Genomic DNA, 16,546 nt, shown 5'->3' with positions numbered 1-16,546 from the left:
GGCAAGGTTCGGGACGGGATTCTCAACGGGCCCGAGCGCCGTCCTGTGGGCTCTGGCGGGTCTCCGCGGCCGCGGCCACGTTGTGAGAATGCAGTGCGCGGTAGGCGAGAAAGTAGACGAGCCCTTGTGTGCCCCACGTCGCCAGCGCCGCGGTGTAGAAGAACGTGCGGTTCTGGTCGTCGAAGGGGAGGGGCAGGAAGTCGTAGGTGATCGCAATGGTCGTTGCCGCGACGGTGACCAAACCGGTTGCTATGGAAAGCCTTTGGGCACCGATACCCCAGAGCTTCTTGGCGAAATACGCCAAGAACACCGTCGTGAGCAGGTTGACCACGAGATAGAACGTCGCGGGGACGATGTGGAGCGTCTCGTCGTGGAACTTCCGCAGCAACACGCCGGCGACGATGGCGAGTCCGAAAACGCCGATCTCGACGGCGATGGTCGGTTTGTAGTGGTGGGTGACGGCCATCAGGCCCAGGACGAGGATGAGCGTGAAACCGACTGAGCGGGAGAACGCGTCGAGGAAAAACGAGATGTCATAAGCGATTCCGCCCTCGGCTGCGCCGAGCAGAGATCCGACGAGGAAGTTGCTGGCTGACACCCCGACGATCAGCCATTCGAGGCCGAGCAGGTAGTTGCGGTAGTTCTGGATGAATTTCCATCCGAAGTAGTAACCGACCACAGCCAACCAGATGGCGGCCGCCAGGAAGACGAGTTCCTTCACGGCGTTGAATCCTCTCGACGTCCGACTCGCGGAGGGGTATCCGCACAGTGATGGACCACTATCGCCACCCGGTGACCCGAGTCACAACGGCAGTGCGCACCAGCTTCCGTCGGGGAGGGGTGCAGGATGCACCCCTCCGGCTAGGAGTGCTCCGGCTTGAATCCGACGAGCATGGCGCGTACCAGCTGCCAGTGCAGATCGGCCAGTTCTTCGGGGCTCAGTGCGCCGTCTGCCGGGAACCAGCTCGCGACACGATCGCACATCGAGATGACGGCCATCGAGGCAACGGTGGCCCGAGTTGGAGATACCTCGGGCGCGAAGGCGGTCACGCGATCGCGCACCAGGTCGAGGTGCGCGCGTTGCAGGGAGAGCAGCCTGTCGTAGTCGTCGGTCGATAGGAACTGGCCGGCGGTGGCGGTGTAGAGAACGAGATCCGCTACCCGGGCGATATCCATGTTGTGCATTTGATACAGCACGTGCTGGCGTACCGTCTCGCGCAGATCATCCTCGGGATCGAGGCCGGTGACTTGTGTTGAGGTGTCCAGGAAGTCGCCGAGCACCCGGGACACCGCCTCGGTGAGGATCGCTTCCTTCGAGGGAAAGTGACTGTACAGTCCGGGCGCTTTGATGCCGGCGATAGTCGCGACTTCCCGGACCGTGAACGCGCCGAATCCGTGATCGGCGACGCTGGTGATGGCCGCCGCCAGGATCCTCTCGCGCGTGACACGCAAATCGAAGACCCGGCCGAGGTTCGCGATGGCGGCTGAGCGGTCAAGCTCCGAAGGGCTCGCGGCGTTTCGAGCCGAGGTTCCCCGTGCGGTCGTCATCTGTCCTCCAGGTAGCGGGTCGGGTCCAAGGTTACGGCGCTCGAGCGCGGGCCGAACTCAGCGGTATGAGCAGTGTCGTCGGTGGTGCAAACGTTCGGCGAGAGGATTTTTTGGCTTCCCCTATTGACGGACGCTGTACCCCCCACTAGCTTAACGAATGTTCGTTCGTCCAGTTCCGGTGGGTGAGAAGCAATCGAGAAGGGGTTCGACATGGTGGCAGTAGGTGTAGCCGGCCTGGGGCAAATGGGGACCGCAGCTCTGCGGATTCTGCTCGAGCAGTTGCCTGACGCCGACTTCCTGGCGATGGACCGGGCACCCGAAGCCCTGCACCGCGCCGAGGCGCTCGATCCCGCGCGTGTCCGCGGCCGCATCGTCGACGTCACCAAGGAGGCGGTGGATCTCGATGGTGTCGACGTGGTGCTCAACCTCTCCGGGCCGTTCTTCGCCGGCTCCGACGGACTGGCCCAAGCTGCTCTTCGCGCGGGCGCGACCTACATCGACATCGGTGACGATCTCGAGGCCACCGAGACCGTCTTGGCGCTGGACGCCGATGCCCGGCACGCGGGCGTCGCGCTCATCAGCGGTGCCGGTTGGTCGCCCGGGGTATCGAACTGGTGCGCCGCTCGCCTGCTCGACGAGTTTCCCGACAGCGACGGCATCCAGGTGGTGTGGGCGACCCACGAACGCGACCCCGGCGGCCTGGCGCCATTGCGCCACATGCTCCACATGGCGGTCACGCCGTGCCCCGTGTGGCGGGACGGGCAGTGGGTGCAGTCGCCGGGATTCGTGCCCGAAACCGCAGGCACGTTCACCTTCCCCGACCCGCTCGGTGTCATCGAGGCCTATGACACCGCGCACCCCGAACCGCGGACACTCGCCAGATTCTTTCCCCAGCTGCGAAACGCAAGTTGCAAGGGATCGCTGCGCCCCGACTGGGCCAACGCGGCGTTCTCGACATTGGGCCGCATCGGATTCGGCCACAGCGACGTCCTGGTCGATATCGCCGACCACGATGTCGAGCCGGCCGAGTTCCTGTGGAAACTGATGTGGGCCCGGCACCAGGCCGCCGCCACGCCGAAAGTGGGTAAGGCGTTGACAGCGCTGTTGATTCAAGCGCTCGACGGCTCCCGTGTTCAGGGGGCGCTGGCGCTGGTCGACGATGCGCCGATGTCGCGGGGTACGGGTCTCGGTGCTGCGGTCGCCGCACTGTCGGCGCTCAAGCAAACTCCGCCGCCGGGGGCGTGGGGCCCGGAGGTCCTGCCGTGGCAGTTCGCGCTCGCCGAATTCGAGCGTATCGGGCGCTCGCTCGGAGGTTTCGGTCCAGGCATCCAAATCCTCGCAGCAGACGACGCCGCGCAGCATGTCTCACCGGCCGGTGTCTGAGGTTCCGCGATGAACTGCTTCGTGGAAACCGAACCCGTGAGCCTTTCCGGCGCTGTGACCCACTGGGCCGCAACGCAACCGCGTTCCATCGCATTGCGTTGCGGCGGGACGACTCTGACCTGGTCTGAGCTCGACGCTGCTCTGACGCGCTTCGGCGCCGTGCTTCACGATCGCGGTGTTCACGTGGGCGATCGCGTGGTGTTGCTGGGTGAGAACAGCTTGGAATGGGTCGTCGCGTTTCTCGGCTGCCACCGCGCCCAGGTGATCGTTGTTCCGATGAACACCCGCCTCGCGCAGAGCCAGGTCGCCGCGCAGGTCGCCAAAGTCGATGCCACGTTGGTGCTTCACGATCCCGGCTTTGGCGGGACCGATTTGGTCGAGCTGACCGGCACACCGTGGCTGGAGCTGACGGTGCTTCTAGCGGAGATCGACAACAGCAGACTCGAATCGGTTGTTGTAAAACATCATTCGGAGGATGCGGATGTCCCTGCCCTCATCAGCTTCACCTCTGGTACCACTGGAACTCCCAAAGGCGCGGTCATCAGCAGCGCCGCGATGACCGAGCTGGCGCACGCGTTCTCGAACTACTTCGAAACGGGGCCGGACGACAGCACTCTGATCATGGTACCGATATTTCACAACACAGGTTTTGCAGATCAGCTGGCGCACATGGTCGCCTCCGGCGGGACGACAAGCCTACTGCGGCGCTATCGGACCGCGGACGCGGCGGCGGAGCTGATAGCGCATCCGGCGACGTTCCTCGCGGCGGTGCCCAGCATGCTGAGAATGCTGATGCTCCACCACGACGCTGACGTGATCTTCGCCGGCGTGCGCGTAATCATGTACGGCGGCAGCGCAATGCCCGAGGCCTGGGTGCAGGAGCTGCAGCGGCGATGGCCGCACCTGAGGCTCGTGCACGCGTACGGCCTGAGTGAGTTCACGTCGGTGTGCACGTTCCTGCCCAGTGACCTGGCCGCCACGAAAGCCGAATCCGTGGGATTGCCGCTACCCGGTGTCGCGTTGCGCATCGTCGACGATTCGGGTGATGACGTGGCACCCGGCGGGTTGGGCGAAGTGTGGCTGAGCGGTCCGACGCGCATGCTCGGCTACTGGGACGAGCCAGGTCTGAGTTCCGAGAAAATGACCGGGCAATGGCTGCGCACCGGCGATGTCGGTCGAATCGACGACGACGGCCTATTGTGGCTGCACGGCCGGGCGGATGACGTTATCAACCGCGGCGGCGAGAAGATCATGCCGACGTTCGTCGAGTCACACATTGCTCGTCACGAAACCATCGCGGCCGCATGTGCTTTCGGGTATGCCGACGACATCCTCCAGCAGCGCATCGCCGCCGCCATCGAGACTCGCGCCGGCGCGGCCTTCGACGAACAGGAACTCGTCGGTTTTCTCCGGACGTGCCTGCCCGACTACGCGATCCCCGACCGATGGATCGTGTACGACGCACTGCCGGTAAACGCCTCCGGCAAGTTCGACCGCAGGGCGCTGCGCGAGCACCTCGATGCGGTACTGCATCGGAATTCCATCGACCACGAACAGGAGCCTGCGACGTGAACATGCCCATGTACGCCGTGACCGACCCCTCGACCGGCGAGGCCATCGAGAGCTACCCGTTCGCAACGGACGCCGAGATGGAGGCCGCACTCGCGAGCGCGACCGCCGCGTACGCCCGCGCACGTCAGGGTACGGTGGCCGAGCGCGCCGCGCTGATCCGCAGGGTCGCGCAGCTGCACCTCGAGCGCAAGGACGAGCTCGGCCGGATCATCCACCGCGAGATGGGCAAACCTCTCGACCAGTCGGTGGGTGAGGTCGAGTTCTGCGCCGCGATCTACGAGTACTACGCCGACAACGCGGAGAAGTTCCTCGTCGACGAGCCGATCGAGTTGCTCGACGGCGCGGGCAGCGCCGTGATCCGGCGCGAGGCGATCGGCGTCCTGCTCGGTGTGATGCCCTGGAACTACCCGTACTACCAGGTCGCGCGCTTCGCCGGTCCGAACGTCGTGCTGGGTAACACCATCGTGCTCAAGCACGCACCGCAGTGCCCGGAATCGGCCGCGGCCCTGCAGGCGATCTTCACCGACGCCGGCTGGCCCGAAGGCAGCTACGTCAACGTCTTCGCCACCCACGAGCAGATCGCCGCCGCGATCGCCGACCACCGGGTGCACGGCGTCTCCTTCACCGGTTCTGAGCGGGGCGGAGCGGCGATCGCCGAGGTCGCCGGCCGCAACCTCAAGAAGGTGGTGCTCGAGCTCGGCGGTTCGGACCCGTTCATCGTGCTCTCGACCGACGACCTGGACGCCACCGTCGACGCCGCGATCGAGGCGCGCTTCGAGAACACGGGCCAGGCGTGCAACGGCGCCAAGCGCATGATCATCATCGACGAGTTGTACGACGCCTTCGTCGAGAAGTTCACCGAGCGCACGCTCGCCCAGGCGCAGGGGCTCGCCCCGCTGTCGTCGGTCGCGGCGGCCGAGCGCCTCGATGAGCAGGTCCAGCGCGCCGTCGCAGCCGGTGCGACACTGACCGCGGCCGGCGAGCGTAACGGTGCGCACTTCCCGCCCGCCGTCCTGACCGGCATCGATCCGGCCTCGCCTGCCGCGGCCGAGGAGCTGTTCGGCCCCGTCGCCACCCTCTACAAGGTCGGGTCCGAGGACGAGGCCGTCGATCTCGCCAACGCGACCCTGTTCGGGCTCGGCTCCTACGTGTTCACTACCGATTCCGAGCAGGCCGATCGCATCGCGCGGGCGCTCGAAGCGGGAATGGTGTTCGTCAACGGGGTCGGCCTCGAGGGCGTCGAACTCCCCTTCGGCGGCGTCAAGCGATCCGGTTTCGGCCGCGAGCTCGGCAGGGCGGGTATCGACGAGTTCGCCAACAAGAAGCTCATCCGCACCGTCCGCACCTGACCGCAATTGCCACCTCTGAATCCTTGCTTCCCAGTGAAAGGGCATCCGTCATGACCATCGAATTCAACGCCGCGGTCTTCAGGACGCCGAACGCGCCGCTGACCATCGAAACCGTGTCACTCCCGTCGACCCCGCCACCCGGAGACGTACTCGTCCGGCTCAAGGCAACTGGTCTGTGCCACAGTGATTTCCACGTACTTTTCGGTGAATGGGATGTGCCTGCTCCCATGATTCTCGGCCACGAAGGCGCCGGAATCGTCGAGAGCGTGGGGGAAGGAGTGACGACCCTGGAGAAGGGCGATCACGTTGTGCTGTCCTGGACACCTTCGTGTCGCCGCTGCCGGTACTGCATCAGCGGCCGGCCCGTCCTGTGCGACATGGTCCACCAACATTCGGCCAACCACCTCTCGTTCGACGGCCGGTCAAGGATCACCACATCCGAGGGCGGGGACGTCTACAGCTTCGCCGGCCTCGGCACCTTCGGCCAGTACGTCATGGTGCCCGAATCGGGTGCGATCGCCATCCGCGATGACGCCCCCTTCGAACAGTCGGCGCTGATCGGCTGCGCCGTCACCACCGGCGTCGGAGCAGCGGTCAACACCGCCAAAGTGCGCCCGAGTGACACCGTGCTGGTCATCGGGTGCGGCGGCGTCGGACTGAACGCGATTCAAGGTGCGCGCCTTGTCGGTGCACGGCAGATCATCGCCGCCGACATCTCCGACGAAAAGCTCAAGCAAGCAAAGGTTTTCGGAGCCACCGAAGTCGTCAACAGCGCTCTCGATAATCTGGCGGAGCGGGTCGCACAACTCACCGACGGCCGAGGCGTCGAGGTCGCCATCGAGGCCATCGGCCTGCCACAGACCATCGAGGCCGCCTACGCGGTCTTGGCGCGTGGCGGTACCGCCGTCGTGGCGGGGCAGGTGGCAGACGGCATGAAGATCACGATCGATCCGTTCGTCATGTCCGATCAAGAGCTCTCCCTCATCGGCTCGAACTACGGCTCGAGCAAGCCCGCCACCGATTTCCCCTTGCTGGTCGAGCACTACATGCACAACCGCATCGATCTCGACTCACTGGTGACCCGCGTCATCGACCTGGCGGACATCAATGATGCGTTCGACGAGATGAGGCGCGGCGTCGGTATCCGCTCGGTGATCAGGTTCTGACGATGGATACCACGGCCAACAAGAGCACCGCTCCGGTGACCAACGAAGACACCACTGCACCAAGCGTTACGTCCCGCCTGACCGGCAAGCTCGGTGTCGCCTCGATCTCCCTGATGATCATCGCCGGCGCCGCCCCGCTGTGCGTGGTCGGAGGGCCGATGGTGCTGGGCTTCGCCGTCGGAAACGGCGCGGGTCTACCCATCGCTTACGTGGCGACCCTCGCCGTCCTCCTTCTCTTCGTCATCGGTTTCACCACCATGACACCGTTCGTCCGCTCCGCGGGAGCGTTCTACTCCTACGTGCATGCGGGCTTGGGCAGAGCCGCCGGGATCGGCACCGGGTACCTGGCCATTCTGTCGTATACGTGCATCTTCGTCGGGCTGTTCATTCTGTTCGGGATCGGCACCGACGCGCTCGTAACGTCCTACGGCGGCCCCGGACTGCCGTGGTGGCTGTGGGCCGGTGTGGGACTGGCGATGACCGCGTTACTCGGCTACCGCGATGTCGAGTTGTCCGGCAAAGTCCTGGGCGTCCTCCTGGTCGCGGAGGTGAGCATCGTGCTCGCGCTGAACTTGTCGATCGTTGCGCGCGGCGGTGGACCCGAGGGCCTGTCCCACGGTGTGGTCTCGCTGAAGGAGATACTCAGTGGCGCACCCGGGGTGGGACTCATCTTCGCCGTGCTCAGCTTCATCGGCATCGAGGCGGCGGCGGTGTTCCGAGACGAAGCGCGTGACCCCGACCGGACGGTGCGCCGCGCCACCATCATCTCGGTGATCGTCGTGGGACTCTTCTACACGTTCGCCTCGTGGGCGGTGATCAGTGGAGTCGGCGACAGCCGAGTCGTCGAGGCCGCGACAGCCGATCCCGAAGGCCTGCTTTCGGCCGTAGCGCTGCAGTTCCTCGGCCGGGTAGGTGCCGAGCTGACCGTGGCACTGTTCGTCACCAGCACCTTCGCGGCGGCTTTGACCTGGCACAACATCCTCGCCCGCTACACCTTCTCGCTGGCGTCCCGCGGCCTGCTGCCGACCGCACTCGCGGCGAGTCACCCGAAGCACGGTTCGCCGCACCGCGGTGCGGTGGCCGTCGCGGTCGTCACCGGCGCCGTGCTCGCCGGCGGCACCGCGATCGGGCTGGACCCGATGAGCGAGACCTACACGTGGACATCGGGGCTGGGTTCGATCGGCTACGTCGTGCTGCTCATCCTCACCTGCGCGGCCGTCCTGGCCTACTTCCGCCGTGAAACCCATGGGGTAACGGTCGTGCGCACGCTGATCGCGCCGCTGCTCGGCCTGGCGGGGCTGCTCGCGATCCTGGCGATCATGCTGCTCAACCTCGACCTGCTTGCCGGAAACAGCACAACCGTGGCTGCAGTCATCATCGGATCCCTGATAGCTGCCTTCGCGCTCGGACCCGCCGTCGGGAAACTACGGCCCGCCGCAGGACAGCAGGAATAGCGACGTGGCACAACGAATCGTGTTGGTGGGCCTCGGGGCCACGGGTCTCGCCATTGCTCGTTCCCTGCTGCAACGCACCGATGTGCACATCGTCGGTGCCGCGGATCGCAATCCCGCGGTGATCGGCACAGATCTCGGCGGCCTCGCCGGAAGCGGCGAGATCGGAGTGACCGTCGTCGATGATCCCGCATGCCTGCCGCCGGCCGACTTGGCGATTGTCGCGACGACCTCGGACTTGAACCACGTCGCCGACACCATCGCGCCGCTCCTCGAGCGGTCGTACAACGTCATGAGTATCTGCGAGGAGCTGGCGTATCCGTGGTCGAGTCACCCCGAGCTTGCGCGGCATCTGGATGACACGGCCAAGGCGCACGGCGTCACCGTCCTGGGCACCGGGGCGAACCCCGGCATCCTCATGGACACATTGCCGCTGCTGCTGACCGCGCTCACCCAGCGCGTCGATCGCGTGATCATCCGTCGCCGAACGAACATGTCGCGGTACGGGGCGATCCTGTCGAAGTTCGGTATCGGCCTCACGGCCGAACAGTTCAGTGCCGCACAGACATCCGGCACCGTGGTCGGCCACTACGGATTCGAACAATCGATCAGCGCGCTCGCGAGCGGCCTCGGCTGGACCTTGGACACGATCGAGGTCGGCCGGGTGGCACCCGCGGTGGTCAGCGAGACCACTCGTACCGGCCGGCACATCACCGTCGAACCCGGCCAGATCGCGGCTGTCACCCACACCGCTCGCGGACTCCGCGGCGGCCGTGCGGTGATCGATCTGGAGATCATGTTCGGCTTCTTCGACCCCGGCGATTCCGTCACCGCAGGTGACGACTACCGCATCGAAGGCGCGGACCAGGTGATCGAGCTGACGTCGCCGAGTGGTTTCGAATCGTTCGTGAGCACCATCGCCGCGGCGGTCAACGTCGCGACGGCGGTCATCGACGCGCCCAGCGGATTGGTGTCCATGGGCGACCTGCCCGCCCGTGCCGTGGCGTCGAGGGGCACGCGGTTGCGTGCGGAGGGAGCGTAGTGACGCACGCGGTATCGGCCCTGACGCCAGTTCGCTTCCTTGATCGAGCCGCGGCCGTCCACGGCGACAGGATCGCCGTCATCGACGGTTTGCGCGAGCTTACGTACCGCGATCTATATGACCGCTGCCGGCGGTTCGCCGGCGCACTGGTGGCCGACGGGCTGCGGCCGGGCGATCGAGTCGCGGTGCTGTCGCACAACACCCTGGAAATGCTCGAAGCGCACTACGCAGTGCCGTACGCCGGGGGCGTGCTGGTGCCGCTGAACGCTCGCCTGAGTGCGGCGGACATCGCGTACATCCTGGAGCACAGCGGAGCCGAGGCGTTGATCGCCACGGACACGCTGATCGGGGTGGGGAGGGAGGCGTCGGAGCTGGCCGGCGGCCGAAGAATTGAACCCGTGAAGGTGATCGCCGGCAGCCAACGATATGAGGAGTACGTGGCGTCGGCCGCGCCGGTCGACGCCTCGACGAACGACGAGTTCGCACCGCTGGCCATCAACTACACCTCCGGCACCACGGGCAAGCCGAAAGGTGTGGTGTACACCCACCGCGGCGCCTATCTGCAGGCGCTGGCCATGGCCTTCCACTCGGGTATGGACTTGAACTCGTCGTACCTATGGACGCTGCCCATGTTCCACTGCAACGGATGGTGCTTCACCTGGGCGGTCACCGCGGTCGGCGCCACCCACGTGTGCCTACCCAAGGTCGAGGCGAATGCAATCTGGAACGCCGTCGACGCGCACGCGATCACCCACATGTGCGCGGCACCGACAGTCCTGTCGACGGTCACCTCGGAGCCGCCTACGACGCGACCGGAACGTGCCGTATGGGTGGCCACCGGCGGTGCCCCGCCAGCACCTGCGTTGCTCGCGCGGGCCCGCGCCTGCGGCCTCGCGGTCACCCATCTCTACGGGATGACCGAGACCTACGGCCCGGCCGTGATCAATGAGTGGAAGCAGGAATGGGACTGCGCGCCGGACGATGAGCGTGATCGTCTCAATGCGCGCCAGGGCGTCGGCAACATCGTCGCCGACCCCGTGCGGGTGGTGGACGAACAGGGCCGGGACGTGCCCGCCGACGGCGTGAGTATCGGCGACATCGCGTTGCGGGGAAACAACGTCACGCCTGAGTACTACCGAGATCCGGCCGCCACTGCGGCAGCTGTGCCGGACGGCTGGTTCCGCAGTGGCGATCTCGCGGTCCGTCACCCCGACGGCTACCTCGAGATCCGCGACCGCGCAAAGGATGTCATCATCTCCGGCGGCGAGAACATCAGCTCGGTCGAAATCGAGAGTGCCATCCTCGAACACCCAGCGGTCCTGGAGGCCGCGGTGGTCGGCATGCCTCACGAACATTGGGGTGAGCGGCCGGCAGCGTTCATTGCGCTACGCCCCGGTGCCGCCGTCACACGGGAGGAACTGCGAGCCCACCTGCTCGACCGCGTCGCGAAGTTCAAAGTCCCGGACCGGATCGAGTTCACCACACTCCCCAAGACAGCCACCGGCAAGATCCAGAAATTCGAGCTCAAACGACAGTTGGCCGACCCCGCGCACAGATAGGTGCAATATGCACCGTCCGGCCACGTGATTGGTTGAGAGGTGCCGTGGCACACCCCCCAACGCAGCGGCGATAGTGAGACGTACGTCATATCACCCACCTGGCGTTCCGCTCAAACCGCAACTCGCAGAAAGAGATAAGGCGATGACAACCGCAGTATCGAACCTCAGGAAGCTTCCGCACACCGCGGATCTCGCGGACATCCGCGCCGTCGTCGCCGAGGACGGCGGGGTGATCATCGAGGGTCTGCTCACCTCCGAGCAGGTCACCCGGTTCAACGCCGAGATCGAGACCCCCCTTACCGCGCTGGCTGCCGGCGGAAAGCACGAACTGGAGATCGTCAACGAGTTCCACGGCGCCAACACCAAGCGCCTCACCAACCTGGTCAGCCACAGCACGGTTTTCCGACACGAAATCATCGACCATGACCTGGTCCACGCCCTGTGCGAAGCGGCCTTCCTCGAGGAATCCGGCACCTACTGGATGACGACCGCCCAGGTCATCGAGATCGGCCCCGGTAACCGGGCGCAGATGCTGCACCGCGACCTGGAGAACTGGTTCCCCTTCGTGGGTATGGGCCCGGCTGGTCCCGAGGTCACCCTGAACTTCCTCATCGCCCTCACCGACTTCACCGAGGAGAACGGCGCCACCCGCGTCATCCCGGGCAGTAACCATTGGCCCGACTTCCAGGATCGTGGCACGCCCGAGCAGACGGTCCCCGCGACCATGAAGGCCGGCGACGCTCTCTTCTTCAGCGGCAAGACCGCTCACGGTGGCGGGGCGAACGTCACCACCGATGAATACCGTCGCGCGGTGTCCTTCGCGTTCAACCCCGGCTACCTCGTCGGCGAAGAGGCCTATCCGTTCCTCGTCGATCGTGACGTGGTGACGACCCTGCCGGAGCGCGTCCAGCGCATCCTCGGCTTCCGCTCCCAGTACCCGGTCGGTTCGCCAGGCCTGTGGATGGTGGACTACCAGGAGCTTGCTGACCACCTCGGCCTGTAGCGGACTCGGTCTTCGGTGGTTACGTGACGGCGAGACACGATGACGAGCAGACTCGGAGCATGGCGTCCGATCAACTATGGCCCGATGCATCCGAGCCCGTCCGGCAGCTGATCCGGGGACTCGCCGAGATGATGCTGGCGGGGTCCGCGGAAGTGGCCGGCGAACTGACGGCGGCGTCCCTGCGCGACTCGCGATACCGCGCGATCGCCGAGGACCCGGTGCTCGCGGAGGCGGACGCACGGCTGACGGTCGCCAATCTCAAGCATTGGCTGACGTCCAACATCGCCGAACCCGGGCGCCGGGTCGTTCCATCGGCGGGGAGCGAGATGCGTACGTATGCGCGCGACGTCGTCCTGCGGGGGCTCACCACCGACGATGTCCTGTCGTGGCGGTCGGCGCAACGTGTCGGCTGGAAGTGGTGGCTGGCCGCGTGTTTCGACGCTACCGACGATGCAGGGCACCTTCGTGAACTGATCGAAATATCCGGGAATTCTCTCACGACGTTCGTCGACGACTCCATCGAGGAGCTGGCGGAACACGTGGGCCGCGTCCGCGAAGAGTTTGCCGGCGGCTCACAGCTGCAGCGCTACGCCACGGTCGAACTGCTGCTCCAGGGCGCCGACATCGCACCATCGCGTGCCGAGGCCCAGCTCGGCTATGCGCTGACCGGATCGCACCTCGGCGTCGTCGTCTGGGTCGACTCCGACAAGGACGCCGGCGCGCTCGAACGCGCCGCTGAACAGGTGATGCGAGCATGCGGAGCGGAACGGCGGCTGACGGTGGTCGCAGGCACCGCCGCGTTGTGGCTGTGGATACCGGCGAAAACCGCACCGACGGTCGATGACGTCGCGGATCGTCTGGGACGACGGCACGGCGGTGCGCGCGTGGCACTCGGCCGCGCAGCCACAGGCGTGAGCGGCTTCCGTCGAACTCACATGGATGCCGCTGCAGCGCAACGGCTTCTGGCTCGCTTGGGCTCAGGGCTCTCGATCGTGCGCTACGAGGATGTCCACCTGGTGGATCTGCTATCGACAGATCTGTCGTCTGCCGACCAGTTCGCTGCCGACGTTCTCGGTGAACTCAAGGACGCCAGCCCGGTGTTGCACCAGACCTTACTGGCATATGTGGACGAAGGACTCAACCGCACGAGTACCGCCGAGCGGTTGTACACCCACCGTAACACCATTGATCGCCGCCTCGCCCGCATCGACGAGCTGTTGCCGAAACCATTCGCGCGCAACCCGATCGAAGTGGCAGCGGCGCTCACGCTGCTCCGCGTGCGCGCGGGCAATTGAAGGCAGCGGCGCTACGTGATAGTGACGCCACCGTCGACAACGATGGTTTGTCCGGTGACGTAGCCGGCGGCATCGGAGGCCAGCCACACGGCGGTCGCGGCAAGTTCTTCCGGATCTCCCGTACGGCCCAGCAACATTCGCGGGGTCAGGCTCTCCAGATACCCGGGCTTGTACTGATCGGTCATCTCGGAGGTGAAGAAACCTGGCGCAATAGCGTTGACCCGAATTCCTTTGCGCGACCCCCACTGCTGTGCGAGATCACGGGTCAGGCCCATGGTCGCAGCCTTGCTGGCGCTGTATGCAGCTTGAGGTAAGCCGGCCGTGGTGATTCCCAGGATGCTGCCGATGTTGATGATTGCTGAGCCGGGCCGCATGACCTTGGCGCAGGCCTGCGCAGCCCAGTATGAGCCGTTGAGGTTGAGGTCGATCACCTCCCGGAACTGTTCGGGCGTCTCGCTGGTCGCGGGGTATGCGGTGCCGATGCCCGCGTTGTTGATCAGCACATCGACGCGCCCGAACTCAGCCATCGCCGCATCGACCATGGCCCGAACCTGATCGGGGTCGACAACATCGGTCTGGACACACAGAGCGCGCCGCCCAGCGTCGGTGACCAAAGCAGCTGTCGCATTGAGTTTGTCTGTGCGGCGCGCAGCAAGAACGAGTTCCGCACCCGCCTCCGCGAACCCCCGCGCGAATGCAACACCGAGCCCCGACGACGCGCCTGTGACGATAACCACGCGGTCCTGCATACGGAAACGGTCGAGTACGCTCATAATCTGTCTTCCTTCGATCGAATCGCTTTGATGAAGTGCCTATCTCGCATGTAGCACCTCTCGGGCGGCGGCGAAGAACTCGGCCGACGCCGCGAGCGCGGTACACTCGCCCTCCGCCCGGCCGGGTGTGGCAAGGCTGTCGCGGAATGCGATACCGGCTGCGATGACCCCGATCTTGAAATTGGCCAACCCGAGGTAGAAATCCCAGTCGATCAGAGCGCGTCCGGATACATCCGAATATCGGTGGGCCAGTTCATCAGCGGTGGGCCAGCGTGAGCTGGTCCATGCGGTCGGGTGCCCCTGAATCAAGTCGAAAGCGGGGTGGCGGTACGCGCACATCAACGCCACGTCCGACAACGGATCTCCGATTGTGGACAGTTCCCAGTCCACCACCGCCAGAATTGAGTGATTGCCGCCGCCACTGATGATCGTGTTGTCGATCCGGAAGTCGCCGTGCACCAACGCGGTATCCGGGGCGGTGGGCACACGCTGTTGAAGCGTGTGTACCAAGTCGGTGACATCCGTCCGGTCGTCTGGTTTGACGTGCTCCCATTGGCTTGCCCACCGCTTCACCTGACGGGCGAGGTAGCTGTCCGGGCGCCCAAAGTCACCGAGTCCGACCGCGTGGTGGTCGACATCGTGCAGAGCCGCCAGCGTGTGGATCAGCGATTCAGCCAGCGTCCGGACGTCCCGATCATCAAGCGCGTCCAAGTCTTCGCGACGCCGGAACACCTCGCCGTCAACGAAGTCGACAATGCTCAGCGGGACACCGAGCACTTCGCCTGCTGCGTCGAGCGCGACGGCTGAGGCGACGGGTACGGCGCTGTCCTCGAGGGCCGTGGTGACCGTGAATTCACGGGCCATATCGTGCGCTGAGGGCGTGGCGCCGGTCAGCGGCGGATGCCGTAGGACCCAGACGGTGTCGCCGTCGCTGATCTTGCAGGTGACGTTCGACCGTCCGCCGGCGAGTGGCTCGGCAGTCAGTTCTCCGGCGACCGCGACGCCGTGTTGCTTCATGAAGCGGCGCAGCGTTGCCAGGTCCAGGCTTCCGGTGGTCATGTCGCCACAGCTGCGCGGATGGCGCGCTTGGCGATGGCCCAGCGGTGAACCTCTGAGGGGCCGTCGTAGATCCGGAACGGCCGGATCTCGCGGGCGATGCGCGCTGTTGGCAGTTCGGTCGAGACTCCGAGTCCGCCGCACAGTTGAACACTGCGGTCTGCAACGCGGAACAGTGCCTCGGCGGCGAATGTCTTGGCGATTGACGTTGACTGGGCGGCGGTTTCGCCGCGATCGAGCTCCGAACAGGCCCGGATCAGCAGGGCTCGGGTGGCGGCCAGATCGATCTCGTTGTCGGCGATCATCTGCTGAGCCATCCCCAGGTCGCCGAGGCGGTTGCCGAAGGCACGGCGCTCCGCGACGTACCGGGTGGCGGCGTCGTGGGCGTGGCGGGCAGTGCCGAGCCAGCGCATCACGTGCGTCATCCGCGCCGGACCCAATCGCACCTGGGCGTAATCGAATCCGCGGTCCACCTCGCCGAGGACGGCTGCCTGCGGTACGACGAGATCGGTGAAGGTCACTTCGCAGTGCCCACCGATCATCGACCGGTCCATCGTGTGGATGTGGCGCTTGACCTCCAAGCCGGGAGTATCGCCGGGGGCCAGGAACATGGTGGCGCCGCCACGCTGCCCGGGTTGGCCGCTCGTACGGGCCATGATGATGAAGAATCCGGCACCGTCGGCACCGGTGATGAAGCACTTGCTCCCGTTGATGATCCAATCACTGCCGCGGCGCCGGGCCTGTGTGAGAAGTGCCGCCGGGTCTGAGCCCGCACCGGGTGAGGGCTCGGTCATGGCGAATGCCGACCGCACGTCGCCTGCGGCCAGGGGCGCCAGGAACTGATGCCGTTGATCAGCGGTCGCGACTTGCGCGAGCAGGTGGGCGTTACCCTCGTCCGGCGCGGCGATGTTGAGGGCGAGCGGACCGAACAACGAGTATCCGGCCTCTTCGAAGACCGGCGCCCGATCGGACATGTTCATACCGTGCCCGCCGAGCTCGGGGGACACGTGCGGCGCGAACACGCCGGCGTTGCGTGCTTCGGCCTGGAGTTGACAGCGCAGTTCGTCGCCGCCCGCGGCATGGATGTCACCGTCGTGCTCATCCTCGATGGGCAGCACGCGGTCGCGGATGAACGCACGGGTTCGCGCAACGAGAGCAGATACGTCTGCCGAGTAGGTCAAATTGATAGCCATGCCGCGATCCTCAATCGAACAATAGTTCAGACAAACCGAACAATCGCTCGGTTCCCGGTGAAGGGTGGCATGTGCAGCGTCGGTATTGCAAGTTTTTTCAGCATAATTGAGAACTAGGTCTCAGCGTGAACTGAAGGACATTCAGAAATACTGATG

The 16,546-nt window shown here is 65.5% G+C and carries 14 protein-coding genes; 9 read left to right on the top strand and 5 right to left on the bottom strand.

What is annotated here, in order from left to right:
- Positions 1–22: 22 nt before the first annotated feature.
- Together ACLBYA_RS26520 and ACLBYA_RS26515 are read right to left on the bottom strand one after the other, a co-directional pair.
- On the bottom strand, positions 23–721 hold the full coding sequence (locus tag ACLBYA_RS26520) for a transporter (RefSeq protein ID WP_447712452.1): 699 nt from the start codon (positions 719–721) through the stop codon (positions 23–25).
- Positions 722–861: 140 nt separating this feature from the next.
- Positions 862–1,548 (bottom strand): TetR/AcrR family transcriptional regulator, encoded by a 687-nt coding sequence (locus ACLBYA_RS26515; protein ID WP_447712451.1) that lies wholly within the window; start codon positions 1,546–1,548, stop codon positions 862–864.
- A 210-nt stretch (positions 1,549–1,758) separates the two neighbouring features.
- Here ACLBYA_RS26515 and ACLBYA_RS26510 point away from each other — a divergent pair, with 210 nt between their 5' ends.
- The 9 genes from ACLBYA_RS26510 (at position 1,759) to ACLBYA_RS26470 (ending at position 13,368) form a co-directional block, all read left to right on the top strand.
- A complete protein-coding gene (locus ACLBYA_RS26510; protein ID WP_447712450.1) occupies positions 1,759–2,931 on the top strand; it encodes a saccharopine dehydrogenase family protein in 1,173 nt (390 codons plus the stop codon).
- A gap of 9 nt (positions 2,932–2,940) precedes the next feature.
- Positions 2,941–4,503, top strand: a complete 1,563-nt coding sequence (locus ACLBYA_RS26505) for a class I adenylate-forming enzyme family protein (protein WP_447712449.1) — start codon at positions 2,941–2,943, stop codon at positions 4,501–4,503.
- 2 nt (positions 4,504–4,505) lie between these two features.
- Entirely contained in the window at positions 4,506–5,852 is a 1,347-nt protein-coding gene (locus tag ACLBYA_RS26500; protein ID WP_447712521.1) for an NAD-dependent succinate-semialdehyde dehydrogenase, read from the top strand.
- A 50-nt stretch (positions 5,853–5,902) separates the two neighbouring features.
- The gene (locus ACLBYA_RS26495) at positions 5,903–7,018 is read left to right on the top strand and encodes a Zn-dependent alcohol dehydrogenase (protein WP_447712448.1); all 1,116 of its coding nucleotides are present in this window, start codon (positions 5,903–5,905) and stop codon (positions 7,016–7,018) included.
- Positions 7,019–7,020: 2 nt separating this feature from the next.
- A complete protein-coding gene (locus ACLBYA_RS26490; protein ID WP_447712447.1) occupies positions 7,021–8,472 on the top strand; it encodes an APC family permease in 1,452 nt (483 codons plus the stop codon).
- Positions 8,473–8,476: 4 nt separating this feature from the next.
- A complete protein-coding gene (locus ACLBYA_RS26485; protein ID WP_447712446.1) occupies positions 8,477–9,511 on the top strand; it encodes a dihydrodipicolinate reductase in 1,035 nt (344 codons plus the stop codon).
- Complete coding sequence (locus tag ACLBYA_RS26480; RefSeq protein ID WP_447712445.1) at positions 9,511–11,070, top strand: AMP-binding protein; 1,560 nt, start codon at positions 9,511–9,513, stop codon at positions 11,068–11,070. The genes ACLBYA_RS26485 and ACLBYA_RS26480 overlap by 1 nt, the downstream gene beginning before the upstream one ends.
- A 142-nt stretch (positions 11,071–11,212) precedes the next feature.
- The gene (locus ACLBYA_RS26475; protein ID WP_447712444.1) at positions 11,213–12,073 is read left to right on the top strand and encodes a phytanoyl-CoA dioxygenase family protein; all 861 of its coding nucleotides are present in this window, start codon (positions 11,213–11,215) and stop codon (positions 12,071–12,073) included.
- Between the two features lie 59 nt (positions 12,074–12,132).
- Positions 12,133–13,368 carry a PucR family transcriptional regulator gene (locus ACLBYA_RS26470; RefSeq protein WP_447712443.1) on the top strand — a complete coding sequence of 412 codons (1,236 nt, stop codon included), beginning with the start codon at positions 12,133–12,135 and terminating at the stop codon, positions 13,366–13,368.
- Positions 13,369–13,379: 11 nt separating this feature from the next.
- Here the strand turns inward: ACLBYA_RS26470 and ACLBYA_RS26465 are convergent, their stop codons facing one another.
- Genes ACLBYA_RS26465 through ACLBYA_RS26455 form a run of 3 tightly spaced genes read right to left on the bottom strand, consistent with a single transcriptional unit; the run spans position 13,380 to position 16,390 of the window.
- Positions 13,380–14,141: an SDR family NAD(P)-dependent oxidoreductase gene (locus tag ACLBYA_RS26465; protein ID WP_447712442.1), complete on the bottom strand. Its 762-nt coding sequence runs from the start codon at positions 14,139–14,141 to the stop codon at positions 13,380–13,382.
- Between the two features lie 39 nt (positions 14,142–14,180).
- Entirely contained in the window at positions 14,181–15,200 is a 1,020-nt protein-coding gene (locus ACLBYA_RS26460) for a phosphotransferase family protein (protein WP_447712441.1), read from the bottom strand.
- On the bottom strand, positions 15,197–16,390 hold the full coding sequence (locus ACLBYA_RS26455) for an acyl-CoA dehydrogenase family protein (RefSeq protein WP_447712440.1): 1,194 nt from the start codon (positions 16,388–16,390) through the stop codon (positions 15,197–15,199). The genes ACLBYA_RS26460 and ACLBYA_RS26455 overlap by 4 nt, the downstream gene beginning before the upstream one ends.
- Between the last annotated feature and the right edge of the window lie 156 nt (positions 16,391–16,546).

The organism is Mycobacterium sp. C31M (assembly GCF_053345865.1).
Note: the sequence above shows the minus strand (reverse complement) of the source record. Positions and strands in the feature narration are given on the sequence as shown.

Coding starts and splice junctions, on each gene's coding strand:
- ACLBYA_RS26460 (WP_447712441.1), bottom strand. CDS start 15,200: ATGACCACCGGAAGCCTGGACCTGGCAACGCTGCGCCGCTTCATGAAG.
- ACLBYA_RS26495 (WP_447712448.1), top strand. CDS start 5,903: ATGACCATCGAATTCAACGCCGCGGTCTTCAGGACGCCGAACGCGCCG.
- ACLBYA_RS26515 (WP_447712451.1), bottom strand. CDS start 1,548: ATGACGACCGCACGGGGAACCTCGGCTCGAAACGCCGCGAGCCCTTCG.
- ACLBYA_RS26475 (WP_447712444.1), top strand. CDS start 11,213: ATGACAACCGCAGTATCGAACCTCAGGAAGCTTCCGCACACCGCGGAT.
- ACLBYA_RS26470 (WP_447712443.1), top strand. CDS start 12,133: ATGGCGTCCGATCAACTATGGCCCGATGCATCCGAGCCCGTCCGGCAG.
- ACLBYA_RS26455 (WP_447712440.1), bottom strand. CDS start 16,390: ATGGCTATCAATTTGACCTACTCGGCAGACGTATCTGCTCTCGTTGCG.
- ACLBYA_RS26490 (WP_447712447.1), top strand. CDS start 7,021: ATGGATACCACGGCCAACAAGAGCACCGCTCCGGTGACCAACGAAGAC.
- ACLBYA_RS26465 (WP_447712442.1), bottom strand. CDS start 14,141: ATGAGCGTACTCGACCGTTTCCGTATGCAGGACCGCGTGGTTATCGTC.
- ACLBYA_RS26510 (WP_447712450.1), top strand. CDS start 1,759: ATGGTGGCAGTAGGTGTAGCCGGCCTGGGGCAAATGGGGACCGCAGCT.
- ACLBYA_RS26500 (WP_447712521.1), top strand. CDS start 4,506: ATGCCCATGTACGCCGTGACCGACCCCTCGACCGGCGAGGCCATCGAG.
- ACLBYA_RS26505 (WP_447712449.1), top strand. CDS start 2,941: ATGAACTGCTTCGTGGAAACCGAACCCGTGAGCCTTTCCGGCGCTGTG.